The following is a 19,605-nucleotide window of genomic DNA, read 5'->3' as shown; positions in this document are numbered from 1 at the left end:
AGTTATGCGTAATGTTATTTTATTTGCAGCAGGCACCTTATTTTTAAGTGGCTGTGTTTCTACGCAAAATAGTGAAGTGGTTCAAGATGACCCCTACTACGCACCCATGTACCCAGAGCCTGTAGCAGAGCCTGTTGTTGCAACGGGTTCGTTGTTTAACACCAATACATTTAATGATTTGTATTCAGACAAAAAAGCACTTAGAACCGGCGATATAATTACCGTTAAGCTTGAAGAGTCAACACAAGCTACAAAAGCCGCTAAAACCGAAACCGATAAAGAAACCGAAGCCAGCCTAGACCCCGTTATTGGGTTAGGTGGTTTACCTGTAAATATAGGTGGCGACAGTATTCAGTTTGGCATTGGTAGTGATTCATCATTTACCGGTGACTCTAAATCAAATCAGTCAAACAGCTTAGTGGGCGACATCTCGGTGAATGTTATGCGTGTTTTACCCAATGGTAATTTAGTTATTCGTGGTGAAAAATGGCTAACACTTAACACCGGCGAAGAGTTTATTAGGCTCGAAGGGCTTGTACGTCCGCAAGATGTAAGCGCCGATAACACGGTTGAGTCGAATAGAATAGCTAATGCCCGAATTCAATATTCAGGTAAAGGACAAACACAAGAAGCGCAAAGCCCAGGGTGGTTAACACGTTTCTTTAGTAGCTCGTTATTTCCGTTTTAGAGGATAGTAGTATGAATAGCATTAAAGCGTTTATTTTGATCATACTGCTAGGCTGGCAATTTTCTGCCAGCGCCGAGCGTATAAAAGATGTCTCTATGGTTGAAGGCGTACGTGCTAACCAATTGGTTGGCTATGGTTTAGTGGTGGGGCTACCTGGTACTGGGGAGCAAAACTCTTATACGCAACAAAGCTTTAGAGGCATGCTAAACAGTTTTGGAATTACGCTGCCTTCAACACAAAGTCCTAAAATTAAAAACGTAGCAGCAGTGGCTGTCCATGCTGAGCTTCCGCCGTTTAGAAAGCCGGGTCAAACAATTGATATTACGGTATCTTCTATTGGCAGTGCAGGCAGTTTACGTGGCGGCACCTTGTTACAAACTTTCTTAAAAGGGGTGGATGGAAACGTATATGCTATAGCACAAGGTAGCCTAATTGTGGGTGGTTTAGGAGCACAAGGGCTAGATGGCAGTAAAGTGGTCATTAACACCCCGACAGTTGGCCGCGTACCTAACGGAGCGACTGTTGAACGCGAAGTTAAAAGCCCTTTTATGCAAGGCGACTACATTACTTTTAACCTAAACCGCCCAGACTTTACAACGGCAAAACGTTTAGAAGCAACAATTAACAACTTGGTAGGCCCTAATAGTGCACAAGCTATTGACGCTGCCTCAGTACGCGTTATTGCGCCACGTGATGCATCGCAACGAGTGTCTTATTTATCAACGCTTGAAAACCTAGAGTTTAAGCCTGCTGACACTTCAGCCAAAATTATTGTTAATTCACGTACGGGAACGATTGTCATTGGCAAAAATGTGAAGCTACAGCCTGCGGCAATAACCCATGGCGGCCTAACAGTCACAATTGCTGAACAGCAAAATGTAACGCAGCCTAATCCATTAGCAGAAGGCGAAACCGTTGTTACACAGCAAAGTATTATTGACGTTAATCAAGATGATTCTCGTGCGTTTGTATTTAACCCCGGCGTTAGCTTAGATGACTTAGTGCGTGCTATAAATGAAGTAGGCGCAGCACCTGGAGACCTAATGGCTATTTTAGAAGCGCTTAAAGAAGCGGGTGCAATTAACGGACAGCTTGTTGTTATTTAATTATTTTTAAGAATGTTTACCCTTCCAAATAAAGCTTAAGTACTCAAAAGGTACTTAAGCTTTTTACTGTTTACCTTTCTTTGGCTCAATTTTTGCATTTCTTAAAGCATTATTCATTTTTGTGTCAAAAAGCTGATGGAAACAAATCACCTCGATAAGCAAAACTTTTTTGATTTAAGTAATCTTAATACTTTACGTCAAGACGCTTTAAACAGCGGTGATGCATCTACTGATGCCTCTAAAGCGGCGCTAAAAAAAGCAGCGGCACAATTTGAAGCTATTTTTACCCAAATGCTTCTAAAAGGGATGCGTAAAGCCAACGAAGCATTTGAAGATGAAGACAGTCCGTTTAACTCTAGCGGCGTAAAGTTTTTTGAAGAAATGCACGATCAGCAGCTCTCTTCTGAGCTTTCATCAAATGGGTCTTTAGGTTTGGCTGATTTAATTGTTCAGCAGCTCTCACCAGAGGCTGAGAACTTTATGCCTGGCTCCGTATTAAGAACTACTAACAACTTTATGAGTGATAAACGCGCAGGCTCTGAACTACCGCACGAAAAGGTACACAGTGAAAAGCAAGCAAATAAAGATGACTCAGTGGTTAGCAGTGCGGCAACACAAACTAAAACCACAACACAGCCTACACAACAGTCGTCATTTAATAATGCTGAAGAGTTTGTTAGTGCAGTGTGGGAGCATGCTAAAACAGCGGCCGAAAAAATTGGTTTAAACCCTGCAGTAATGGTGGCCCAAGCGGCACTTGAGACGGGTTGGGGTAAGCATATTATTAATAAAAGCGACGGGAATAGCTCAAATAACCTGTTCAATATTAAATCAGATAAAAGCTGGGAAGGCGATAAAGCAAGTAAAGTAACGCTTGAATTTGAGCAAGGTACCCCTGTTAAAAAGCAAGCAAGTTTTAGAGCTTACGAATCTATAAAAGAAAGCGTGAACGACTTTGTCGATTTTTTAACGCAAAACCCACGCTACGAAGAAGCATTACAAAAAACAGCACAGCCAAACGAATTTTTAGATTCGCTACAAAAAGCAGGCTATGCAACCGATCCTAATTACGCGAGTAAAATAAAAAAAGTGCTAAATAGCAGTGAGCTTAAAAATATTGCAACAAGCGCGTTTACCCAAGGAGTGAAGTAATATGTCGTTTAGTTTATTAAATATTGCCAGTGCTGGGGTGCGTTCAAGCTCTGAGCTGTTGCAAACGACCAGTAAAAACATCACCAATGTAAATACAGAAGGCTACGTACGTGAGCGCACTGAATTTACTACGATGGTAGATAACCAAGTAGGTCGCGGCGAAACATATAGGTTATTGAACGAGTTTGCCCAGTCGCAGTTAAACCGCGACACGTCAAATAAATCGTTTTTTGATCAATTTGTAACAGAGGCCAACCGTGTTGACACTATTTTTTCAGAAGAGTCTAATAACTTATCAACGGGCATAAATTCATTATTTAATAACGTGCAAGAGGCGCTAAATCAGCCATCTTCAACAGTTGCTCGCTCATTAGTAATGACCGATGCGCAAAGTTTAGTTGAGCAAATGGATAGGCTTTCGGGTATCGTGCTTGAGCAACAAGGTATAGTAAATGAGCAGCTTGAGATTTTTTCTGAAGAAGCCAACTCACTTATCCAAAATATAAATACGTTAAACCAAGAAATTGCAGTCGTAAATGGCACAAATAACGCATCAAGCGCAAGCTCTATTTATAACCAGCGCGACTTAGCGATTCGTGAATTATCAGAGCTTGTTGATATAGAAACACTTGATGGCCCTAATGGCGAAAAACTCGTCTTTATGGGCAGCGGTGAATCTTTAGTTATGGAAAACGGTACATTTAACTTGTTTTCACTGTCGGGTGACCCCGATCCTAATTTTAAAGAATTGACGCTTGACGTTAATGGCGGCAAAGCTGTGCCGCTAGAAATAGATGCAACTAAATTAAAAGGCAAAATTGGCGGCTTGTTGGCTTTTAGAGACGACATACTCGTGCCTGCACAAAACCAAATTGGCCAAATGGGATTGGCCATTGCAGATGCGTTCAACGAGCAAAATAAATTGGGTATGGATGCTAACGGCGAGCTAGGCGGTGATATTTTTACCATACCTACCGTGGGTGCTTATGCATACCAAGCTAATACCGGCGGCGCCAGTTTAACTGCCACGCTTGAGGCCGGTAAAGGCAGTGAACTGCCTGCCAGCGACTTTATTGTTACTTATACCGCTAATGCAAATGAAGTGAGCATCCAGCCTATAGATAATAAAGGGGAGCCGATAGGCAGCGCCTCTTTAGCGACGATACCGCCATCAGGTGTTATCGACTCAGATAATATTACGAGTGGGGAGTCGTTTGGTTTACAAATTGATGTAGCCGGTACTGGTAATACAGGTGATCAGTTTCAAATTAAACTTAACTCTGAGGCGGCAACCAGTATTTCCCTTGCGACAAGCCGCGGTGAAGACTTAGCACTTGCATCGCCAATTCGTACAGCTAACAGCATAGATAATGTAGGTACAGCGTCTATTTCAGCCGGAGAAGTAACAAGCGTTACCTCGGGTGGCTTTAACACTACCCCCGGTTTAGCCAATGGCGATATAACGTTAGTTAAAACAGGCACTGCAAACGAATATCAAATTACAGATGCAAATGGCACCACGACGTTTACAGTAACGCCTCCAGCAGAAGGCGTACTGGCTCAGGCTGGCGCACCTTATAGCAATTATGGCTTTGATTTTGACATTGAAGGCACGCCAGCCACTGGAGATACCTTTACCCTTGAATTTAACGAAGGCGGCTTTGACGATAACCGTAATGGTTTAAAACTCGCTGATTTACAAAATGGTGAGTTAGTACGTAAAAATGTAGTGACAACAGCCACTGCCGACAATCACGAAACGTTTAATCAAGCCTATTCAGGGTTAGTGAGTGATATTGGCGTAGTCACTGGCCAAGCCATTACCAGTGCCAGCGCATTTGATGCGTTAGCAGAGCAATCAGAAGCGTGGTATGAGTCGCTCTCAGGTGTAAACCTAGATGAAGAGGCTGCCAATTTACTGCGTTTTCAGCAATCATATTCAGCATCAGCTCAAGTGTTGGCTGCAGCTCAAGAAATTTTCGACACCTTATTAAGTGCAGCGAGGTAATTATGCGTTTATCAAATAACTTAATGTACCAAAACAACATTAATAAAATACTCGATAGCCAACAAAGTGTTGCTAATGCACAAGAGCAAGTAACGACAGGGCAGAAGTACTTAACTACCTCAGAAGCACCTGCTGCTATTTCGCAAGGGATGCTTTACTCAAATAAAATACAAACAAATGAGCAGCATGCTAAAAATATTGACCAGTTAACTGGCCGTCTTGAAACTGAAGAAACCATCTTACAAAGTATAAATACCAATATCCAACAAGCACAAGAGCTAGCGATTCAAGCAGGTAATGGTGTTTATACTCAAGATGATTTAGAGTCAATCGCGGCTGAGCTGAGTGAAATACAAAAAACACTCGTCAATTTAATGAATACCCGCTCAGAAGACGGTAAGTTTATTTTTTCAGGCTACCAAGACAGCACCCAACCATACCAGTTTGACTCTACTACGGGTGAATATACTTATAATGGAGATCAAGGCCAGCATGTTATAACCATTGCTGAAGGGGTAAGTATTAAATCAAGCGATAACGGTTTTGATACGTTTGAGAAAAGCGACGCACGACTTGATGTTACTGATAATCAAGCTGCGATCCCGGTAACTACGCCTGCAAATAATATTACAGCAGGCACGGTTTATGTAGATGGCCAAACAGAGTTCGACCGTTTCCACCAAGATAACTACAATGCTGATCCAACCGCAGCGGCAACAGCGAACACGTATAATGTGGTAATAACACCAGGCGCTTCCGCCAACGACCCTGATACTTATGAAATTTTGCGCGACGGTGTGTCGCTGAGCCCCGCACAAGTAGGTGAGGTAACGGATGAGCCAATCGATTTTGCAGGGATGAAAATCGAATTTGAAGGCGCAGCACCAGGCCAGCTTGATTTTACCCTCGAAAAGCCGCACAAAGAAAACGTGCTTAATACATTACAATCACTCATTACGGGGTTAAATGATGGCACACTTGAAGGCGATGATTTTCAGCAAGTATTAGCCGATGGTGTAGTACAGCTTCAAAATGCCAGCGAGCAAGTTGTGTATACGCAAGCGAGCTTAGGCGGGCGGATGAATGCGGTTGAAAGCGTGAGTGACTCAAATCTTGCGCAAGACATTCAAAACAAAAGCAACCTTTCTGATTTAGTAGAAGTAGATATGGCAGAAGCCATTAGTGAACTCACTAAACAAGAAACCGCACTGCAAGCGTCACAAGCCACGTTTGGCCGTTTAACAAACCTTTCTTTATTTGATTACTTATAAACAGATTATAAGCAGAAATACCTTGCCGCTTTAGTTAATACAAAGCGGCAAAAACCTCCCTCAAAATAGCGGCAATAAATTGTCGTCACTCCAGCTAACCAGATAACTTATTATTAACGTTTAATATTTCAATAGAAAATGCTTTAAAAACATGTTGTTATGTTTATTTTAAAGTTGGCACAGTAAATGCTTTTCTAATAATTAGAAATTATCGAATAGTGGTTCCTGTTAAAACGTGTTGAACCACACTCTGTTTAAACCTAGGAGATGGTCAAATGGCATTAACAGTAAATACTAATGTGTCGTCATTGAACGCACAACGAAACTTAACAAAATCTGGCGAAGGCCTAGCAACGTCAATGGAGCGTTTGTCATCAGGTATGCGTATTAATAGCGCAAAAGATGATGCGGCGGGCTTACAAATTTCAAACCGTTTAACCTCACAAATAAATGGTTTGTCAGTAGCTCAACGTAATGCCAATGACGGCATTTCAATGGCGCAAACCGCTGAAGGTGCAATGAGTGAGTCGACCAACATACTTCAGCGAATGCGTGAACTTGCGCTGCAAGCGGCTAATGGTTCAAACTCAGCAGAAGATAGAGAAGCACTGCAAAAAGAAGTATCAGCACTTCAGGTTGAGTTAACCCGTATTGCAGAAACCACCTCATTCGGTGGTCAGCAGTTACTAGACGGTAGTTACGGTAGTAAAGCTTTCCAAGTAGGCGCTAATGCTAACGAAACAATTAATGTATCACTCTCAAGCGTTGCTGCTGAAAAAATTGGCTCAAACCAAGTGAATTTACAAGCAGCTTCCGGTAGTGATGGCTTTGGTCAGGTTTCTGAAATTGGAACTGGTGCTCTTGCTGATAGTGCGACTGTTTACGGTAGTTTTACAATTTCAGGTAGGGTAGATTCGACGGTCAATATAGTCGATGGCTCAACAGCAGAAGAAGCTGCTGCAACTATAAATCAGGTAAGTGGTGCTACAGGTGTAACAGCACAGGCTAGAACCGAAGCTGTTATCGAAATGGGTGCAACATTAAGTGCAGAAGGTAGTTCAGTAAGTTTTGAATTAAATGGTGAAAAAGTGTCATTTGTTGCAACGGGTACTGTTGCAGGTGATGAACAAGCAATGGCTGAGGCTGTTAATAAGGCAACTGATGAACATGGAGTTACCGCTACAATAGAGAATGGAGAGCTTTCATTCTCAAACAATAATGGTAAGAGTATAGAGATTGTAGGGTTTGTGGGTGACACAGGTTCAGATATTACTATTACGCCGCAAGGCTATAACGAAGGTGCGGCCGGTGACGCCCAAACACTAGTTACAGGAGGCCCGGACTCTGCTAGGATTGCTGGCTCGATCCAGTTAAATTCATCAGAAACTTTTGCTACAACTGGTACGGTTTTTGTTGATGAAGTAAATACCAAGGTCACGAGCACATTAGAAAATGTAGCTGATATTGATGTTATTACTCAAAAAGCATCACAAGATGCGCTTTCAATCATTGATAATGCAATAGCCAATATTGATGAACAGCGTGCTCGGTTAGGTGCTGTTCAAAACCGCTTTAGCTTTACAATTAACAACCTTGCAAACATTGAAGAAAATGTAACCGCATCGCGTAGCCGTATTCAAGACACCGATTTTGCAACGGAAACAGCAGAGATGACTAAAAACCAAATACTACAGCAGGCAGGTACATCAATCCTCTCGCAAGCGAACCAGGTTCCACAGGCTGCTATTAGCTTGTTAGGTGGTTAGAAATAAACGCTATTAATAAAACTTATAAAAAAGCACATCTTGATAGGTGTGCTTTTTTGTTTTTGTCCATGTCTTGTCCTGAAATGTGTTTACACATTTAGGACTTATTTTATGAAAACCACTAAAACTAAAGACGTTAAGCGTACTCAGCGAGATTATACATTAGGCTTTAAATTATCTATTGTTGAGCAAGTAGAAAAAGGCGACTTCACCTATAAACAAGCGCAAAGTCATTACGGCATTCAAGGCCGCAGTACCGTTCTGGTATGGCTGCGAAAACATGGTAAATTAGATTGGTCTAAACCAACTTATATAGCCAACATGCCTAAATCGAAAGAAACCCCAGCACAAAAAATTAAACGCTTAGAGCGCGAGATAGAAGAGTTACGCCTAAAGGATTTAATCAAAGATGAAATGATTAATATTATGGATGAAGAATATGGAGCGGGCTTGCGAAAAAAGTACATATCCGAGCTATCACGCGCGCAAAAGAAAACCATCAAATAAAGCTTACTCCGTTATGCCGTGCATATGGCATAACGCGACAAGGTTACTATCAAGCTATGCGCAGAATAGATGCTCGGAATGAAGAATTGGAGCCAGTCAAAGAATTAGTGATGTACTGGCGGCAATTCATGCCTCGTATTGGTGGGAAGAAACTTTATCTGATGATAAAGCCAGACCTGCAAGAGCGTGGCATTAAACTAGGTCGTGATTGTTTTTTTGATTATTTGAGAGAGCATGACTTTCTTGTAAAACCAAAGAAAAATTACACTAAAACAACAAACAGTAACCATTGGATGCGCAAGCATCCCAATTTACTAAAGGAATACATGCCTACTGCGGCCGAGGAAGTCTTCGTTAGTGACATTACATACGTAAAGTCAGCGCAAGGCGTGCATTACCTATCGTTAGTCACTGATGCTTACAGTCGAAAAATAATGGGTTATGAGCTGAGTGATGAAATGAAAGCAACCGATGTAGTCAGAGCATTAGAAATGACAATTAAGCAACGCGTATATAAACGTGATGCCATTCATCATTCAGATAGAGGTTTACAATATTGCTCTGAAGTATATCAAAATGCGCTATTAAAAGAGGGCATTAGACCATCGATGACCGATGGGTATGACTGTTATCAAAACGCATTAGCAGAGCGTATTAACGGGATATTAAAGCAAGAGTTTTTACTGTATAAATGTCGCAATATGGCAGAGTTAAAACAGCTCGTTGAAGAATCGATATTTATATACAATGAAATGCGACCGCACTTAAGTTTGGATATGAAAACACCAAATCAAGTGCATAAAAAAGACCTGGCGCTTTCGCACCAAGTCTTTCATTAAAACCGTCAACCTATTTCAGGACGGGACACCATAAATAGCACGCAGTACGTGAATTAAAAACTTTTTAGGGAGAAGTGAATTTATTATTTCCTTTAAAATTAGTTGTTTATATTTATTTTATTAATAACTTTAAAAATAAATCAAAATAACGCTAAAGATAAATTTTCTCCTGCCGTTAACTTAACCAGTACAGAGCTTGAACATACAATTGTGACAGCTCTTGGTTAAATCTACACAGTCACATTACGAAAGTAATCAGGAGTTTTATTATGATTTCAGTAAATACAAATGTATCTTCACTAAACGCTCAGCGAAACCTTTCTACTTCAGGCTCTGACCTTGCAACGTCAATGGAGCGTTTATCATCAGGTATGCGCATTAACAGCGCAAAAGATGATGCGGCAGGCCTACAAATTTCAAACCGTTTAACATCACAAGTAAATGGTTTAGCAGTAGCACAACGTAACGCTAACGACGGTATCTCAATGGCACAAACCGCTGAAGGTGCAATGAGCGAGTCTACAAGCATTTTACAACGTATGCGTGAACTAGCACTACAATCTGCCAACGGTTCAAACTCAACAGAAGACCGTGAGTCACTACAAAAAGAAGTAAGTGCGCTCCAAACAGAGCTTACACGTATTGCAGAAACAACATCATTCGGTGGTCAGCAATTACTAGATGGCAGCTTTGGTTCTAAGTCTTTTCAAATTGGTGCTAACGCTAACGAGAATATTAATGTTTCATTATCGAGTGTTGCAGCGAATAAAATAGGCACTAACCAAATTAACTTACAAGGTGATACAGCAGGTTTTGCAGAAGCATTTGCAGGTACAGCGAGCCAAGTTACAGGTGGTAATTTAGTTATTGATGGCCGAGAATCTGCCACGGTTGCGATTGCGGCAGGTGCTAGTGCGGCGGATGCAGCAAGTGCTGTAAATAGCTACACAAGCTCTACCGGGGTTACTGCTCAGGCTCGTTCAGAAGCAAAGGTTGATATTACAACAGCTGGCGATGCAGATGAGATTATAAGTTTTGAACTAAACGGTAAAGACTTAGCTTCAGGGGATGAAATAAAAGTTTCATTTGTATCAACAGGCACAGTTGCTGGTGATAAGCAAGCTATGGCTGAAGCTATCAACGCGAAAACTGATGAACACGGTGTAACTGCAAAAATTGAAAACGGAGAACTAACAATTGGCAACGACACTGGTGAAGATATTGTTCTTTCTAAATTAGCAGAAAGTGATGGAACCACTAGCACTGTTGGGATGACGGTTACAGGTAAGTCTTATGACGGAGTCGATGCAACTACACCTGTGGCTATTGCAGCAGGTGATGATGTTCATGTTTCAGGTTCATTACAGTTAAACTCGTCTGAGGTTTTTACAGCTCAAACGACTGATACTACAATTGCTGCTACTGCTAATACAGAAGTAAGTTCTCTTAAAAGTGTAGATTCTATAGATATTACTGATCAACAGGGGTCACAAGACGCAATAGCTATTATCGATAATGCGATTGCGAATATTGACTCACAGCGTGCAAGTTTAGGTGCGGTTCAAAACCGTTTTGACCACACTATTAGTAACCTTGCGAACATAGAAGAAAACGTATCGGCATCACGTAGCCGTATTCAAGATACAGACTTTGCAACTGAAACAGCAGAGATGACTAAAAACCAAATCTTGCAACAAGCAGGTACGTCAATTTTATCGCAAGCGAATCAGTTACCACAAACAGCACTTAGCTTATTAGGTTAATAAGTTAAACGTTATAGCTTAATGGGTAGCTAGCTAGTACATAAAGTCAGTATTAGTTTTAAAACAAGGAGGTGGCTTTAGCTACCTCCTTTTGTGGTTTAAGGGTATAAATTAAGCTATTGTTAGTCTAATAATTATACAAGCTCGGCAGCTCTAGGAGGCGTTATGAACACTATTACTTCAAACGCAGAAGTTACGATAGCATCAACATCTTTATCTGGTGAAGATAAACAAGTAGGGCAGTCTGGAGCGACATTGACTCAGCGCGCTGTTGATGACGTAAATAAAACGGATGAACAAAGCCCACAAAACCAGTTAAATAATCAATATGCACAACAAGGAACTGAGACTAATAGTTCGCAAAACCAACAGCTTGCACGTGAGCAGCTTGAAAAAGTGGCGCAGCAATTGCAGGAGTTTATGGGTGAGATGAACCGTACTCTGCAATTTCAAGTTGATGAAGACTCTGGGCGCGATGTAATTAAGATACTTGATAAAACAAGTGGTGATGTAATTAAGCAATACCCTTCGGAAGAAGTATTAAGTTTAGTGTCTAAACTATCTGAATCTGCAGGTATTTTAATCGACCAAACGGTGTAGCCGCCGTACTGTTGATGTATTATTAGTTAAGTTTTTTGGGTTTAAAGAGGTGAAGTATGTCTATTTCGTTTAATGGTTTAGGCTCTGGTTTAGCGGTATCAGATATAGTTGATGCATTAGTTAATGCTGAGCAGGCTCCAGCTGAGGCTCGTTTAAACACTCAAGAAAGTACACTAACTACTGATATTTCTGCTGTAGGTGCTTTAAAGTCTGCGCTACAGCAAGTGCAAACAGCAATGGAAGCGCTAGGTGACGCTGATAACTATCAAAAACGTAGTACATCAGGAAGTGATACTTTCGTGCAGTTAAGTGCTGATGAAGACGCACAGCCAGGTGGTTACTTTGTAGAGGTTAATAACCTTGCTACAGAGCATAAAATACTATCAGAAGCATTTGACGCTGACGCTGCCGTGGGTGAAGGTACTATGACATTCAGCTCCGGCGAGAATAGTTTTAATATTGAAGTATCAGATACCGCTACCTTAAGTGAAATAAGAGATGCAATTAACGACAGCAGCGATAACGACAGCATAAACGCAACAATAATAACGGATGATACCGGTCAGCATTTAGTACTGGCAGCTAAAAATAGCGGACTTGAGAACGAGATTAAAGTCGAGGTAACCGATACTGATGGTAATAACACCGACACTAATGGATTGTCTCGTTTAGCATTTGATTCTGCTGGTGTTCAAAACGCCTCTGAAATTATTGCTGCAACCGATGCATCCATTACTATCGATGGCTCGCTCACAGTTAGTAGTTCTTCAAATACCTTTACCGATGTAATAGATGGCATAACAATTACGGCAAAAAAAGCACACGCTGAAGATGATGATGTAAGCAATATTACAATTACAGAGAATAATAGTAACATTGAAGCTGGTTTAGCTAGTTTTATTGAAAGCTATAATGAACTTCTGGAGCTGAGCAACAGTTTAGGCGCCTCAAGTGAAGACGGCGCTGGTGTAATGGCCGGTGACTCGTTACTTCGTGGAGTAATGGCTAAATTACGAGAGCAGATTACCGACTCTGTGGATTTAGGAAATGGCAATTCATTGTCACTTTCGCAATTAGGGGTAGAGTCGGATCGTTATGGAGTATTGACGCTTAATACCGAGACTTTAAATGAAAAAATTGATGAAGATGTCGACTTAGTGCAGCAATTTTTTGTAGGCGCTGATGAAGACGAAGGCGGCTTTGCCCAATCGTTTGATGAGTTAATGAACTTTTACACTGATACCGACGGTATTATCCAAAATCGTATAGACAGTAAAACAAATCAACTAGAAGATATCGATGATCAGCGTGAAAGCTTAACAAGTAAAATGGAGTCGTTATCTGACAGGTTATACGCTCAGTACAACGCCATGGATTTACTAGTCGCGAGCCTTAACTCTACAAGTAGTTATGTGCAAGCGCAGCTTGAAAATATGCCTGGTGTGGTGAGTAACAATTCATAACCAGTAAAATTTGTTAATGCCTATATAAAAAAACCGTTTTATAAACGGTTTTTTTATGCTCAATTAAGTTTAAATAGCGCCGTGCGATACTAGTTAAACTGATTTGTAGGCAGAGATAGCTTTACCTGTTTTTTTTTGCTTAATTATGGCTTTAGATGATTCATTTTTTACAGCATTTGCTTGTTTGCTAATGTTGTTTATGTTGGTTTGAACTGCCATAAGCTGTTTGGCGTTAGGCGGGTTATCGCTTTCGCACCAGCGCTTAAGCTCACTATTTAAAGTATCCATAATTGGCGTGGCGTCATCAGCTTTGTTGCTTTGCACTAATACTTCAATTTGGCTGAGTAATTGGTTAATGTACTCAGCTTTGCCTATTTGCTCTAAAGCCATTAGTTTATACCGCAGGAATACGCTGATCGACAGGAATACTATCCCAGCCTTCTTTTATTTCTTTAATGATGCTTGAAACTTCAACAACTGCTTCAATATCATTATTTATATTAGCTTGAGTTAACCTGCGCTGGCAGTATGCGTATAGCGCCAATAAATTATCAGAAATGCTAGGATCTTGCTCTACTTCTAAGTTAAGCGCATCTTGAAGTGCACCTAGTAGTAAAATACATGCTGAAAGGTTTTCGCCTTTTTTTTCTATTTCTTTGCGCTCAATAAAACCTTTAGTAGCGGCCAAACGACCAATTATGTTACTAAAAATAAGGTTAATTTGCTCATAGGGCGCCATTTCAGCGATGTTGCTGGCACGCACTTGAGAATATTTTTTTAATGAAACATGAGCCATGGGGAAATCCTAAATAAATATGTGAAATCGTCTATACGAAACAAAAGCAATATTAATGCCAAGCATCTTGCGTTTATTTAGTTATCGGCATCGTTGCTTTCAACTTAAGCTAATTATAGTTTATATTTTTGACCAAAGTAATTTTATGCACTAAGTAAAAGTAGTACAGAATATTAGCTTTAAGTATTAATTGATAAACCAGTACTTAAGTTTTAATTATTAAGTATTATTGTTTTATAACGATGTCTATTTTTTGGCGTTTATGTCAAAAAACCGCCGCTATTACTTGCATCCATTCAGATCTCGCTTACAATTTAGCTAATAAAATAAATTAGTGAAATTATGGCTCGCTAACTATGATCTTGATTTTAGATAATAATAATAACCGTGCAATAGGATTAAATGCATCGCTTACCTTTATTGGGGAAGCTGTGCAGTTACTTGACGAAAGTGATTTTGAGCAAGTATCTAGTAAGTATCAACAACAAGAATGCATTGTTATTTTAGGTGCATTGCAAGGCTTAGATCATGAAAGCTTAATTAAGCGTTTTCCAACCCTACCTTTTTTACTGGTTGGTGAAACACTCAAGCCCTTATTAAGTATTGCTAATGTGGTGGGCTTAATTTGTGAGCCGTTTAATCACGAAGTAACCACACAGTTATTACACGACTGCCAACAGTACCAACGTATGTTGCCTGGTAGCCACAAGCAGCATAAACCACACAAAACATTTGATGGTTTAGTTGGCGAAACCGATGCTGTTAAAAACGTACGCTTTTTAATTGAGCAAGTGGCTAAAACCGATGCAAATGTGCTTATTTTAGGCGAGTCGGGTACAGGTAAAGAGGTGGTTGCGCGTAACGTCCATTTATTATCTAAACGCAATACTGGGCCGTTTGTACCAGTAAACTGTGGCGCTATTCCTGGAGAGTTGCTAGAAAGCGAGTTATTCGGTCACGAAAAAGGGGCGTTTACCGGCGCTATTTCTGCACGTAAAGGGCGCTTTGAATTGGCTCAAGGCGGTACGCTATTTTTAGATGAAATTGGCGATATGCCGCTGCAAATGCAAGTAAAGTTATTGCGTGTATTACAAGAGCGCAGCTACGAGCGTGTAGGTGGCACAAAAGCTATTCAAGCAGATGTACGGGTGATTGCCGCTACTCATCGCAACCTTGAGGAAATGATTGAAAAGGGCAGCTTTAGGGAAGATTTATATTACCGTTTAAACGTGTTTCCTATTGAAAACCCGTCACTTAATGAACGTGCAGACGACATACCTTTATTACTTAAAGAGTTAATGCGTCGTGTGAATGAGCAAAGTGGTACGTCGGCTAAATTTACAGAGCGCGCGGTTGAGAGCCTCAAAGAACATGCTTGGCCTGGTAATATTCGAGAGCTTGCTAATTTAGTGGAGCGCATGGTGATTATGTTCCCTGAAAAAGTAGTGGATGTACCCGATTTACCCAATAAATATCGCTACATCGAGGTAGACGCATACGAGCCAGAATACCCTGAAGAGCTACTTGAAAAAGATGCCTTTAACGATATTTTTAGCTCAGGCTTTAGCGATGATGATAATGAACCAGAGCCTGAATTTAGCCAACCGGGATCTGGCGTATTACCCGAAGAGGGCATAGAGCTTAAAGATTATTTAGCAGAGCTTGAAATAAGCTTAATTACCCAAGCGTTAGAGCGTTTTGATTACGTTGTTGCGCGCGCCGCAGAAATATTAGGTGTAAGGCGTACAACGCTTGTTGAAAAAATGAAAAAGTACAATCTATCGCGAGATTAGCCAAACTTAGCAAGTGCCGAACCACTACAAATTACCGAGTTTGGCTCTTTTAATTTTCTTGCTTACAGCTTACAGCTAATAATTTTTAATAATCTCGGCTCTTCTAAAACAATCATTACTATGATCGTTAACCATGCCACAGGCCTGCATATGTGCGTATACCGTTGTAGGGCCCAAAAATTTAAAACCTCGTTTTTTTAAATCCTTTGCAAACGCTTTTGACTCCTCGGTAATTGCAGGGGTGTCTTCAACACTATTTAAATCACTAATAATTGGTTTATTGCCCACAAATCGCCATTGGTAATTACTAAAGCTGCCAAATTCTTTTTGAATCTCAATAAACCGTTGAGCATTATTAACGGTGGCGGCAATTTTTAAGCGGTTACGCACTATGCTCTCATCTTGCATTAGCCGTTCTATATCATCAGCTGTAAAGTTAGCCACTTTTTGCACATTAAAATTAGCAAATGCTTTTTTATAGCCTGCGCGCTTTTTTAAAATGGTGTACCAACTTAAGCCCGCTTGCGCCGACTCGAGGGTAATAAATTCAAATAATTTCGTATCGTCATAAAGGGGGACTCCCCATTCTTCATCATGGTATTTCACATAATCAGGCTTTGTGGCGTCGAGCCACTCACAACGGCATTTATTTTGCTCACTCATTATTATTCCTTTTAGTGTGCGTCATTTTTTTGTTACGCGTTATTGTAAGGTAACTAAATGAAAAATATATAAAATAATATTGGTATAAATTGTGCATTTAGCCCTGTATCTACATCATTAAGAGATTTGATTATGGCCCTTGCGAGTGTACTTAAACCACAGTTTATTACTGCAAAACAGTATAACCCATGTTTACTTCAAGAAGAGTACATTGGTGAATTAAGTGATTTAAGACAGCAAGCAAGTTGGCTGTCGCACTTAGTTGATACTATGCCTGCGGGTGTTGTTGTGCTTGATGGCAAAGGGCTTATTGCAAAAGCCAATCAAATAGCGATTGATATGTTAGGCGAGCCGCTCGAAGGAGAGAAGTGGTTTAACATTATTCAGCGCTCTTTTCGTCCCCACCAAGATGATGGACATGAAGTGTCACTCAAAGACGGCCGGCTTATAAAGCTTGATATTACTGCGCTAGCGCCAGAGCCTGGGCAATTAATATTAATGACAGATTTAACAGAAACGCGCCGCTTGCAAAAGCGCGTAGCCCATATGCAGCGCCTAAGCGCGTTAGGTAAAATGGTGGCATCGCTTGCGCACCAAGTGCGTACACCGCTTTCGGCGGCTATGTTGTACGCGGCCAATTTGGGCTCTAAAAAGCTACCAGAGTCATCACGGGATAACTTTCAAACTAAGTTAATGTCGCGTTTAAAAGATTTAGAAACCCAAGTTAACGATATGCTACTTTTTGCCAAAAGCGGCGAGCAACAAGTGGTTGAACAGGTTTCTATGCAGCAGCTTTTAAACGAGGTAAAACTAGGTGCCGATGCAATGGTGGCCTTAAATAACAGCTCACTTGTTGTTGAGCTACCAGAGCCAGACATAGAAATTACCGGTAATAAAACTGCGCTGGCCAGTGCTATTCAAAACCTTATTCACAATAGTATTCAAATTATTGGCAGCCAAGCCCAGGTGACATTGAAAGCGCAGCGCGATAGCAGCGAACCCGATACCGTGCGTATTAGCGTATGCGATAACGGCCCTGGTGTAGAGTTGAGCCAAATAGAGAAAATTTTTGAACCGTTTTATACCACAAAAAGCCAAGGTACAGGGCTTGGGCTTGCTGTTGTAAGCTCTGTGGCTAATGCGCATCAAGGACGTGTTGAAGTGGTTAATAATGCCAATGGTGGTGCATGTTTTAGTTTATTGTTGCCCATATGCACGGCCTCAACGCAGGAGAAAACAGCATGAGTAATACAATACTAGTGGTTGAAGATGATGCAGGTTTAAGAGAAGCACTCATAGACACGTTAGAAATGTCGGGTATTGCCTGTGTTGCAGCCGATAGTGCTGAGCAAGCCATGATCCAATTAAAAAAATCTGAGTTTTCATTAGTGGTCAGCGACGTGCAAATGGGCGCGATGAGCGGCCTAGATTTACTCAGAAGCATAAAGCTTAACTACCCAGATCTCCCCGTATTAATGATGACTGCCTATGCAACGATTGATGATGCAGTAGAGGCAATGCGCTTAGGCGCAATTGATTATATGGCTAAACCATTTGCCCCTGAGGTGCTTTTAAATATGGTTAGTCGGTATTTACCCGAAAAGCCAAAAGACACTGACGGCCCAATTGTTGCCGACCCTAGCAGTATTGCGCTTTTAGAACTGGCGAGCAAAGTGGCGCGCTCAGATGCAAGTGTGATGGTGCTTGGGCCAAGTGGCTCTGGTAAAGAAGTACTGGCGCGTTATATTCATGACAAATCAAAACGCTGTAATGAACCGTTTGTTGCGATTAACTGTGCTGCTATTCCTGAAAATATGCTCGAAGCCACTTTATTTGGTTATGAGAAAGGCGCGTTTACCGGTGCTATTCAAGCTTGCCCTGGTAAGTTTGAACAAGCACAGGGCGGCACCATATTACTTGATGAAATAACCGAAATGGACTTGGGGCTGCAAGCTAAGCTATTACGGGTATTGCAAGAGCGTGAAGTTGAGCGTTTAGGTGCCCGAAAAACAATTTCACTCGATGTAAGAGTACTCGCCACCAGTAACCGCGACCTAAAAGAAGCCGTTGCAGATAACCAATTTAGAGAAGACTTATATTATCGCTTAAATGTATTTCCCCTAATGTGGCGACCGCTCTGTGAGCGCCCAGGCGATATAATAGTATTGGCTAAGCATTTAATAGAGCGCCATTTAGTTAAAAGTAAAGAGCCGCTAGCAACACTTGATAGTGCCGCTGAGCAAAAATTACTAAGCCATGCATGGCCTGGTAATGTACGCGAGCTTGATAACGTAATTCAACGTGCGCTTATTTTGCGAACGGGCAATGTAATTGGCGAACAGGCTATTTTTATTGAAAACTTAATGCAAGCGCCAATTAACAGTACGCCTAAACAGGAGATAGCGCCTGAACAAGCGAACACTCCCAGTGGCGCGTATTATGATGACAAAATAACGCCTGCAGAGGCGAGTAGCTCTCTGCCTAGTGTTGATACTGGCAGCTATAAAGATGAGCTAAAAGATAAAGAGCATAAAATAATATTAGAGACCCTAGCGCGCTGCCAAGGCAAACGTAAAGATGTTGCCCAAACACTTGGGATCAGCCCGCGTACTTTACGTTATAAACTAGCGCAAATGCGCGATTTAGGTATTTCGCTGCCCGCATAACTTTATTCCTTTCTTCTATATAACCCTAAACTAACCACGCTTAGTTTAGGGTTGTCAAATCTCTGACTCTCAAAAATAATGGTTAACCTTATGTAATTAAAGGTTTATTTTTATGGCACACTTTGTGCTTTATTCCCTTTATGAACGTTAACTGCATTTGCCAGAGAAAATTATGAAAATTCAAAACAGCGCGCTATTTCAAGAAATGCAATCAATGGCTTTAGAAGCAGGCCATACAAATCAAATCAATAAGCTACCTACTCAAGCTCAGCCGACATCGTCTGCTCAATTTGGTGACTTACTAAGTGATGCATTAAACACGGTTAATGGCTTACAACAAGATGCCAAACAAAAAGTAGTGGCTGTTGAAATGGGTGATAGAAGTGTATCGCTTGCTGAGGCAATGATTGCCTCACAAAAATCGTCAGTGGCATTTGAGGCTACAGTACAAGTAAGAAATAAACTTGTTGAGTCATACCAAGAAATTATGAACATGCCTGTTTAAGTAGGTAGTGGAGAATTAT

Annotated in this window: 17 protein-coding genes; 14 read left to right on the top strand and 3 right to left on the bottom strand. The window is 41.0% G+C overall.

Annotated elements, in window-relative coordinates:
• Positions 1–4: 4 nt before the first annotated feature.
• From flgH to fliD, 10 genes are all read left to right on the top strand, one after another.
• A complete protein-coding gene (flgH, locus tag PSH48_RS14910; RefSeq protein WP_004588021.1) occupies positions 5–688 on the top strand; it encodes a flagellar basal body L-ring protein FlgH in 684 nt (227 codons plus the stop codon).
• Between the two features lie 11 nt (positions 689–699).
• The gene (locus PSH48_RS14905; RefSeq protein WP_004588022.1) at positions 700–1,794 is read left to right on the top strand and encodes a flagellar basal body P-ring protein FlgI; all 1,095 of its coding nucleotides are present in this window, start codon (positions 700–702) and stop codon (positions 1,792–1,794) included.
• Between the two features lie 135 nt (positions 1,795–1,929).
• Complete coding sequence (flgJ, locus tag PSH48_RS14900; protein WP_273608814.1) at positions 1,930–2,946, top strand: flagellar assembly peptidoglycan hydrolase FlgJ; 1,017 nt, start codon at positions 1,930–1,932, stop codon at positions 2,944–2,946.
• Between the two features lies 1 nt (position 2,947).
• The gene (gene flgK, locus PSH48_RS14895) at positions 2,948–4,954 is read left to right on the top strand and encodes a flagellar hook-associated protein FlgK (RefSeq protein ID WP_273608815.1); all 2,007 of its coding nucleotides are present in this window, start codon (positions 2,948–2,950) and stop codon (positions 4,952–4,954) included.
• 2 nt (positions 4,955–4,956) lie between these two features.
• A complete protein-coding gene (gene flgL / locus PSH48_RS14890) occupies positions 4,957–6,225 on the top strand; it encodes a flagellar hook-associated protein FlgL (protein WP_273608816.1) in 1,269 nt (422 codons plus the stop codon).
• A 275-nt stretch (positions 6,226–6,500) separates the two neighbouring features.
• Positions 6,501–7,991 (top strand): flagellin, encoded by a 1,491-nt coding sequence (locus PSH48_RS14885; RefSeq protein ID WP_273608817.1) that lies wholly within the window; start codon positions 6,501–6,503, stop codon positions 7,989–7,991.
• Between the two features lie 111 nt (positions 7,992–8,102).
• A protein-coding gene (locus PSH48_RS14880) for an IS3 family transposase (RefSeq protein ID WP_273608851.1) occupies positions 8,103–9,337 on the top strand; the annotation gives its coding sequence in 2 pieces (ribosomal slippage) (positions 8,103–8,454 and positions 8,454–9,337; 1,236 coding nt in all).
• 266 nt (positions 9,338–9,603) lie between these two features.
• Positions 9,604–11,100: a flagellin gene (locus PSH48_RS14875; RefSeq protein WP_273607673.1), complete on the top strand. Its 1,497-nt coding sequence runs from the start codon at positions 9,604–9,606 to the stop codon at positions 11,098–11,100.
• A gap of 165 nt (positions 11,101–11,265) precedes the next feature.
• Positions 11,266–11,700, top strand: a complete 435-nt coding sequence (locus PSH48_RS14870; protein ID WP_273607672.1) for a flagellar protein FlaG — start codon at positions 11,266–11,268, stop codon at positions 11,698–11,700.
• Between the two features lie 56 nt (positions 11,701–11,756).
• Entirely contained in the window at positions 11,757–13,163 is a 1,407-nt protein-coding gene (gene fliD, locus PSH48_RS14865; protein WP_273607671.1) for a flagellar filament capping protein FliD, read from the top strand.
• A gap of 93 nt (positions 13,164–13,256) precedes the next feature.
• On the opposite strand, the gene PSH48_RS14860 is transcribed toward fliD, so the two are convergent.
• Positions 13,257–13,553, bottom strand: a complete 297-nt coding sequence (locus tag PSH48_RS14860) for a hypothetical protein (RefSeq protein WP_273607670.1) — start codon at positions 13,551–13,553, stop codon at positions 13,257–13,259.
• Positions 13,554–13,557: 4 nt separating this feature from the next.
• On the bottom strand, positions 13,558–13,959 hold the full coding sequence (gene fliS / locus PSH48_RS14855; protein ID WP_004588284.1) for a flagellar export chaperone FliS: 402 nt from the start codon (positions 13,957–13,959) through the stop codon (positions 13,558–13,560).
• 356 nt (positions 13,960–14,315) lie between these two features.
• Between fliS and PSH48_RS14850 the strand changes: the two genes are divergently transcribed.
• On the top strand, positions 14,316–15,752 hold the full coding sequence (locus tag PSH48_RS14850; RefSeq protein WP_273607668.1) for a sigma-54 dependent transcriptional regulator: 1,437 nt from the start codon (positions 14,316–14,318) through the stop codon (positions 15,750–15,752).
• 75 nt (positions 15,753–15,827) lie between these two features.
• Here PSH48_RS14850 and PSH48_RS14845 read toward each other — a convergent pair whose 3' ends face one another.
• Positions 15,828–16,415, bottom strand: coding sequence for a DNA-3-methyladenine glycosylase I (locus PSH48_RS14845; protein ID WP_273607667.1), 588 nt, complete (start codon positions 16,413–16,415; stop codon positions 15,828–15,830).
• 132 nt (positions 16,416–16,547) lie between these two features.
• On the opposite strand from PSH48_RS14845, the gene PSH48_RS14840 reads away from it, so the two are divergent.
• The 3 genes from PSH48_RS14840 (at position 16,548) to fliE (ending at position 19,586) form a co-directional block, all read left to right on the top strand.
• Complete coding sequence (locus PSH48_RS14840) at positions 16,548–17,660, top strand: sensor histidine kinase (RefSeq protein ID WP_024032324.1); 1,113 nt, start codon at positions 16,548–16,550, stop codon at positions 17,658–17,660.
• Positions 17,657–19,081 carry a sigma-54-dependent transcriptional regulator gene (locus tag PSH48_RS14835; protein WP_273611805.1) on the top strand — a complete coding sequence of 475 codons (1,425 nt, stop codon included), beginning with the start codon at positions 17,657–17,659 and terminating at the stop codon, positions 19,079–19,081. The genes PSH48_RS14840 and PSH48_RS14835 overlap by 4 nt, the downstream gene beginning before the upstream one ends.
• A 172-nt stretch (positions 19,082–19,253) precedes the next feature.
• Positions 19,254–19,586 (top strand): flagellar hook-basal body complex protein FliE, encoded by a 333-nt coding sequence (gene fliE / locus PSH48_RS14830; protein WP_004588289.1) that lies wholly within the window; start codon positions 19,254–19,256, stop codon positions 19,584–19,586.
• Positions 19,587–19,605: the final 19 nt, after the last annotated feature.

Origin of the sequence: Pseudoalteromonas sp. Angola-4 (assembly GCF_028599265.1) — a bacterium.
GTDB lineage: Bacteria > Pseudomonadota > Gammaproteobacteria > Enterobacterales > Alteromonadaceae > Pseudoalteromonas > Pseudoalteromonas atlantica.
Note: the sequence above shows the minus strand (reverse complement) of the source record. Positions and strands in the feature narration are given on the sequence as shown.

What these genes read in the sequence shown, in the direction of transcription:
- flgH (WP_004588021.1), top strand. Translation starts at nt 5, where the DNA reads ATGCGTAATGTTATTTTATTTGCAGCAGGCACCTTATTTTTAAGTGGC.
- PSH48_RS14905 (WP_004588022.1), top strand. Translation starts at nt 700, where the DNA reads ATGAATAGCATTAAAGCGTTTATTTTGATCATACTGCTAGGCTGGCAA.
- flgJ (WP_273608814.1), top strand. Translation starts at nt 1,930, where the DNA reads ATGGAAACAAATCACCTCGATAAGCAAAACTTTTTTGATTTAAGTAAT.
- flgK (WP_273608815.1), top strand. Translation starts at nt 2,948, where the DNA reads ATGTCGTTTAGTTTATTAAATATTGCCAGTGCTGGGGTGCGTTCAAGC.
- flgL (WP_273608816.1), top strand. Translation starts at nt 4,957, where the DNA reads ATGCGTTTATCAAATAACTTAATGTACCAAAACAACATTAATAAAATA.
- PSH48_RS14885 (WP_273608817.1), top strand. Translation starts at nt 6,501, where the DNA reads ATGGCATTAACAGTAAATACTAATGTGTCGTCATTGAACGCACAACGA.
- PSH48_RS14870 (WP_273607672.1), top strand. Translation starts at nt 11,266, where the DNA reads ATGAACACTATTACTTCAAACGCAGAAGTTACGATAGCATCAACATCT.
- fliD (WP_273607671.1), top strand. Translation starts at nt 11,757, where the DNA reads ATGTCTATTTCGTTTAATGGTTTAGGCTCTGGTTTAGCGGTATCAGAT.
- PSH48_RS14860 (WP_273607670.1), bottom strand. Translation starts at nt 13,553, where the DNA reads ATGGCTTTAGAGCAAATAGGCAAAGCTGAGTACATTAACCAATTACTC.
- fliS (WP_004588284.1), bottom strand. Translation starts at nt 13,959, where the DNA reads ATGGCTCATGTTTCATTAAAAAAATATTCTCAAGTGCGTGCCAGCAAC.
- PSH48_RS14850 (WP_273607668.1), top strand. Translation starts at nt 14,316, where the DNA reads ATGATCTTGATTTTAGATAATAATAATAACCGTGCAATAGGATTAAAT.
- PSH48_RS14845 (WP_273607667.1), bottom strand. Translation starts at nt 16,415, where the DNA reads ATGAGTGAGCAAAATAAATGCCGTTGTGAGTGGCTCGACGCCACAAAG.
- PSH48_RS14840 (WP_024032324.1), top strand. Translation starts at nt 16,548, where the DNA reads ATGGCCCTTGCGAGTGTACTTAAACCACAGTTTATTACTGCAAAACAG.
- PSH48_RS14835 (WP_273611805.1), top strand. Translation starts at nt 17,657, where the DNA reads ATGAGTAATACAATACTAGTGGTTGAAGATGATGCAGGTTTAAGAGAA.
- fliE (WP_004588289.1), top strand. Translation starts at nt 19,254, where the DNA reads ATGAAAATTCAAAACAGCGCGCTATTTCAAGAAATGCAATCAATGGCT.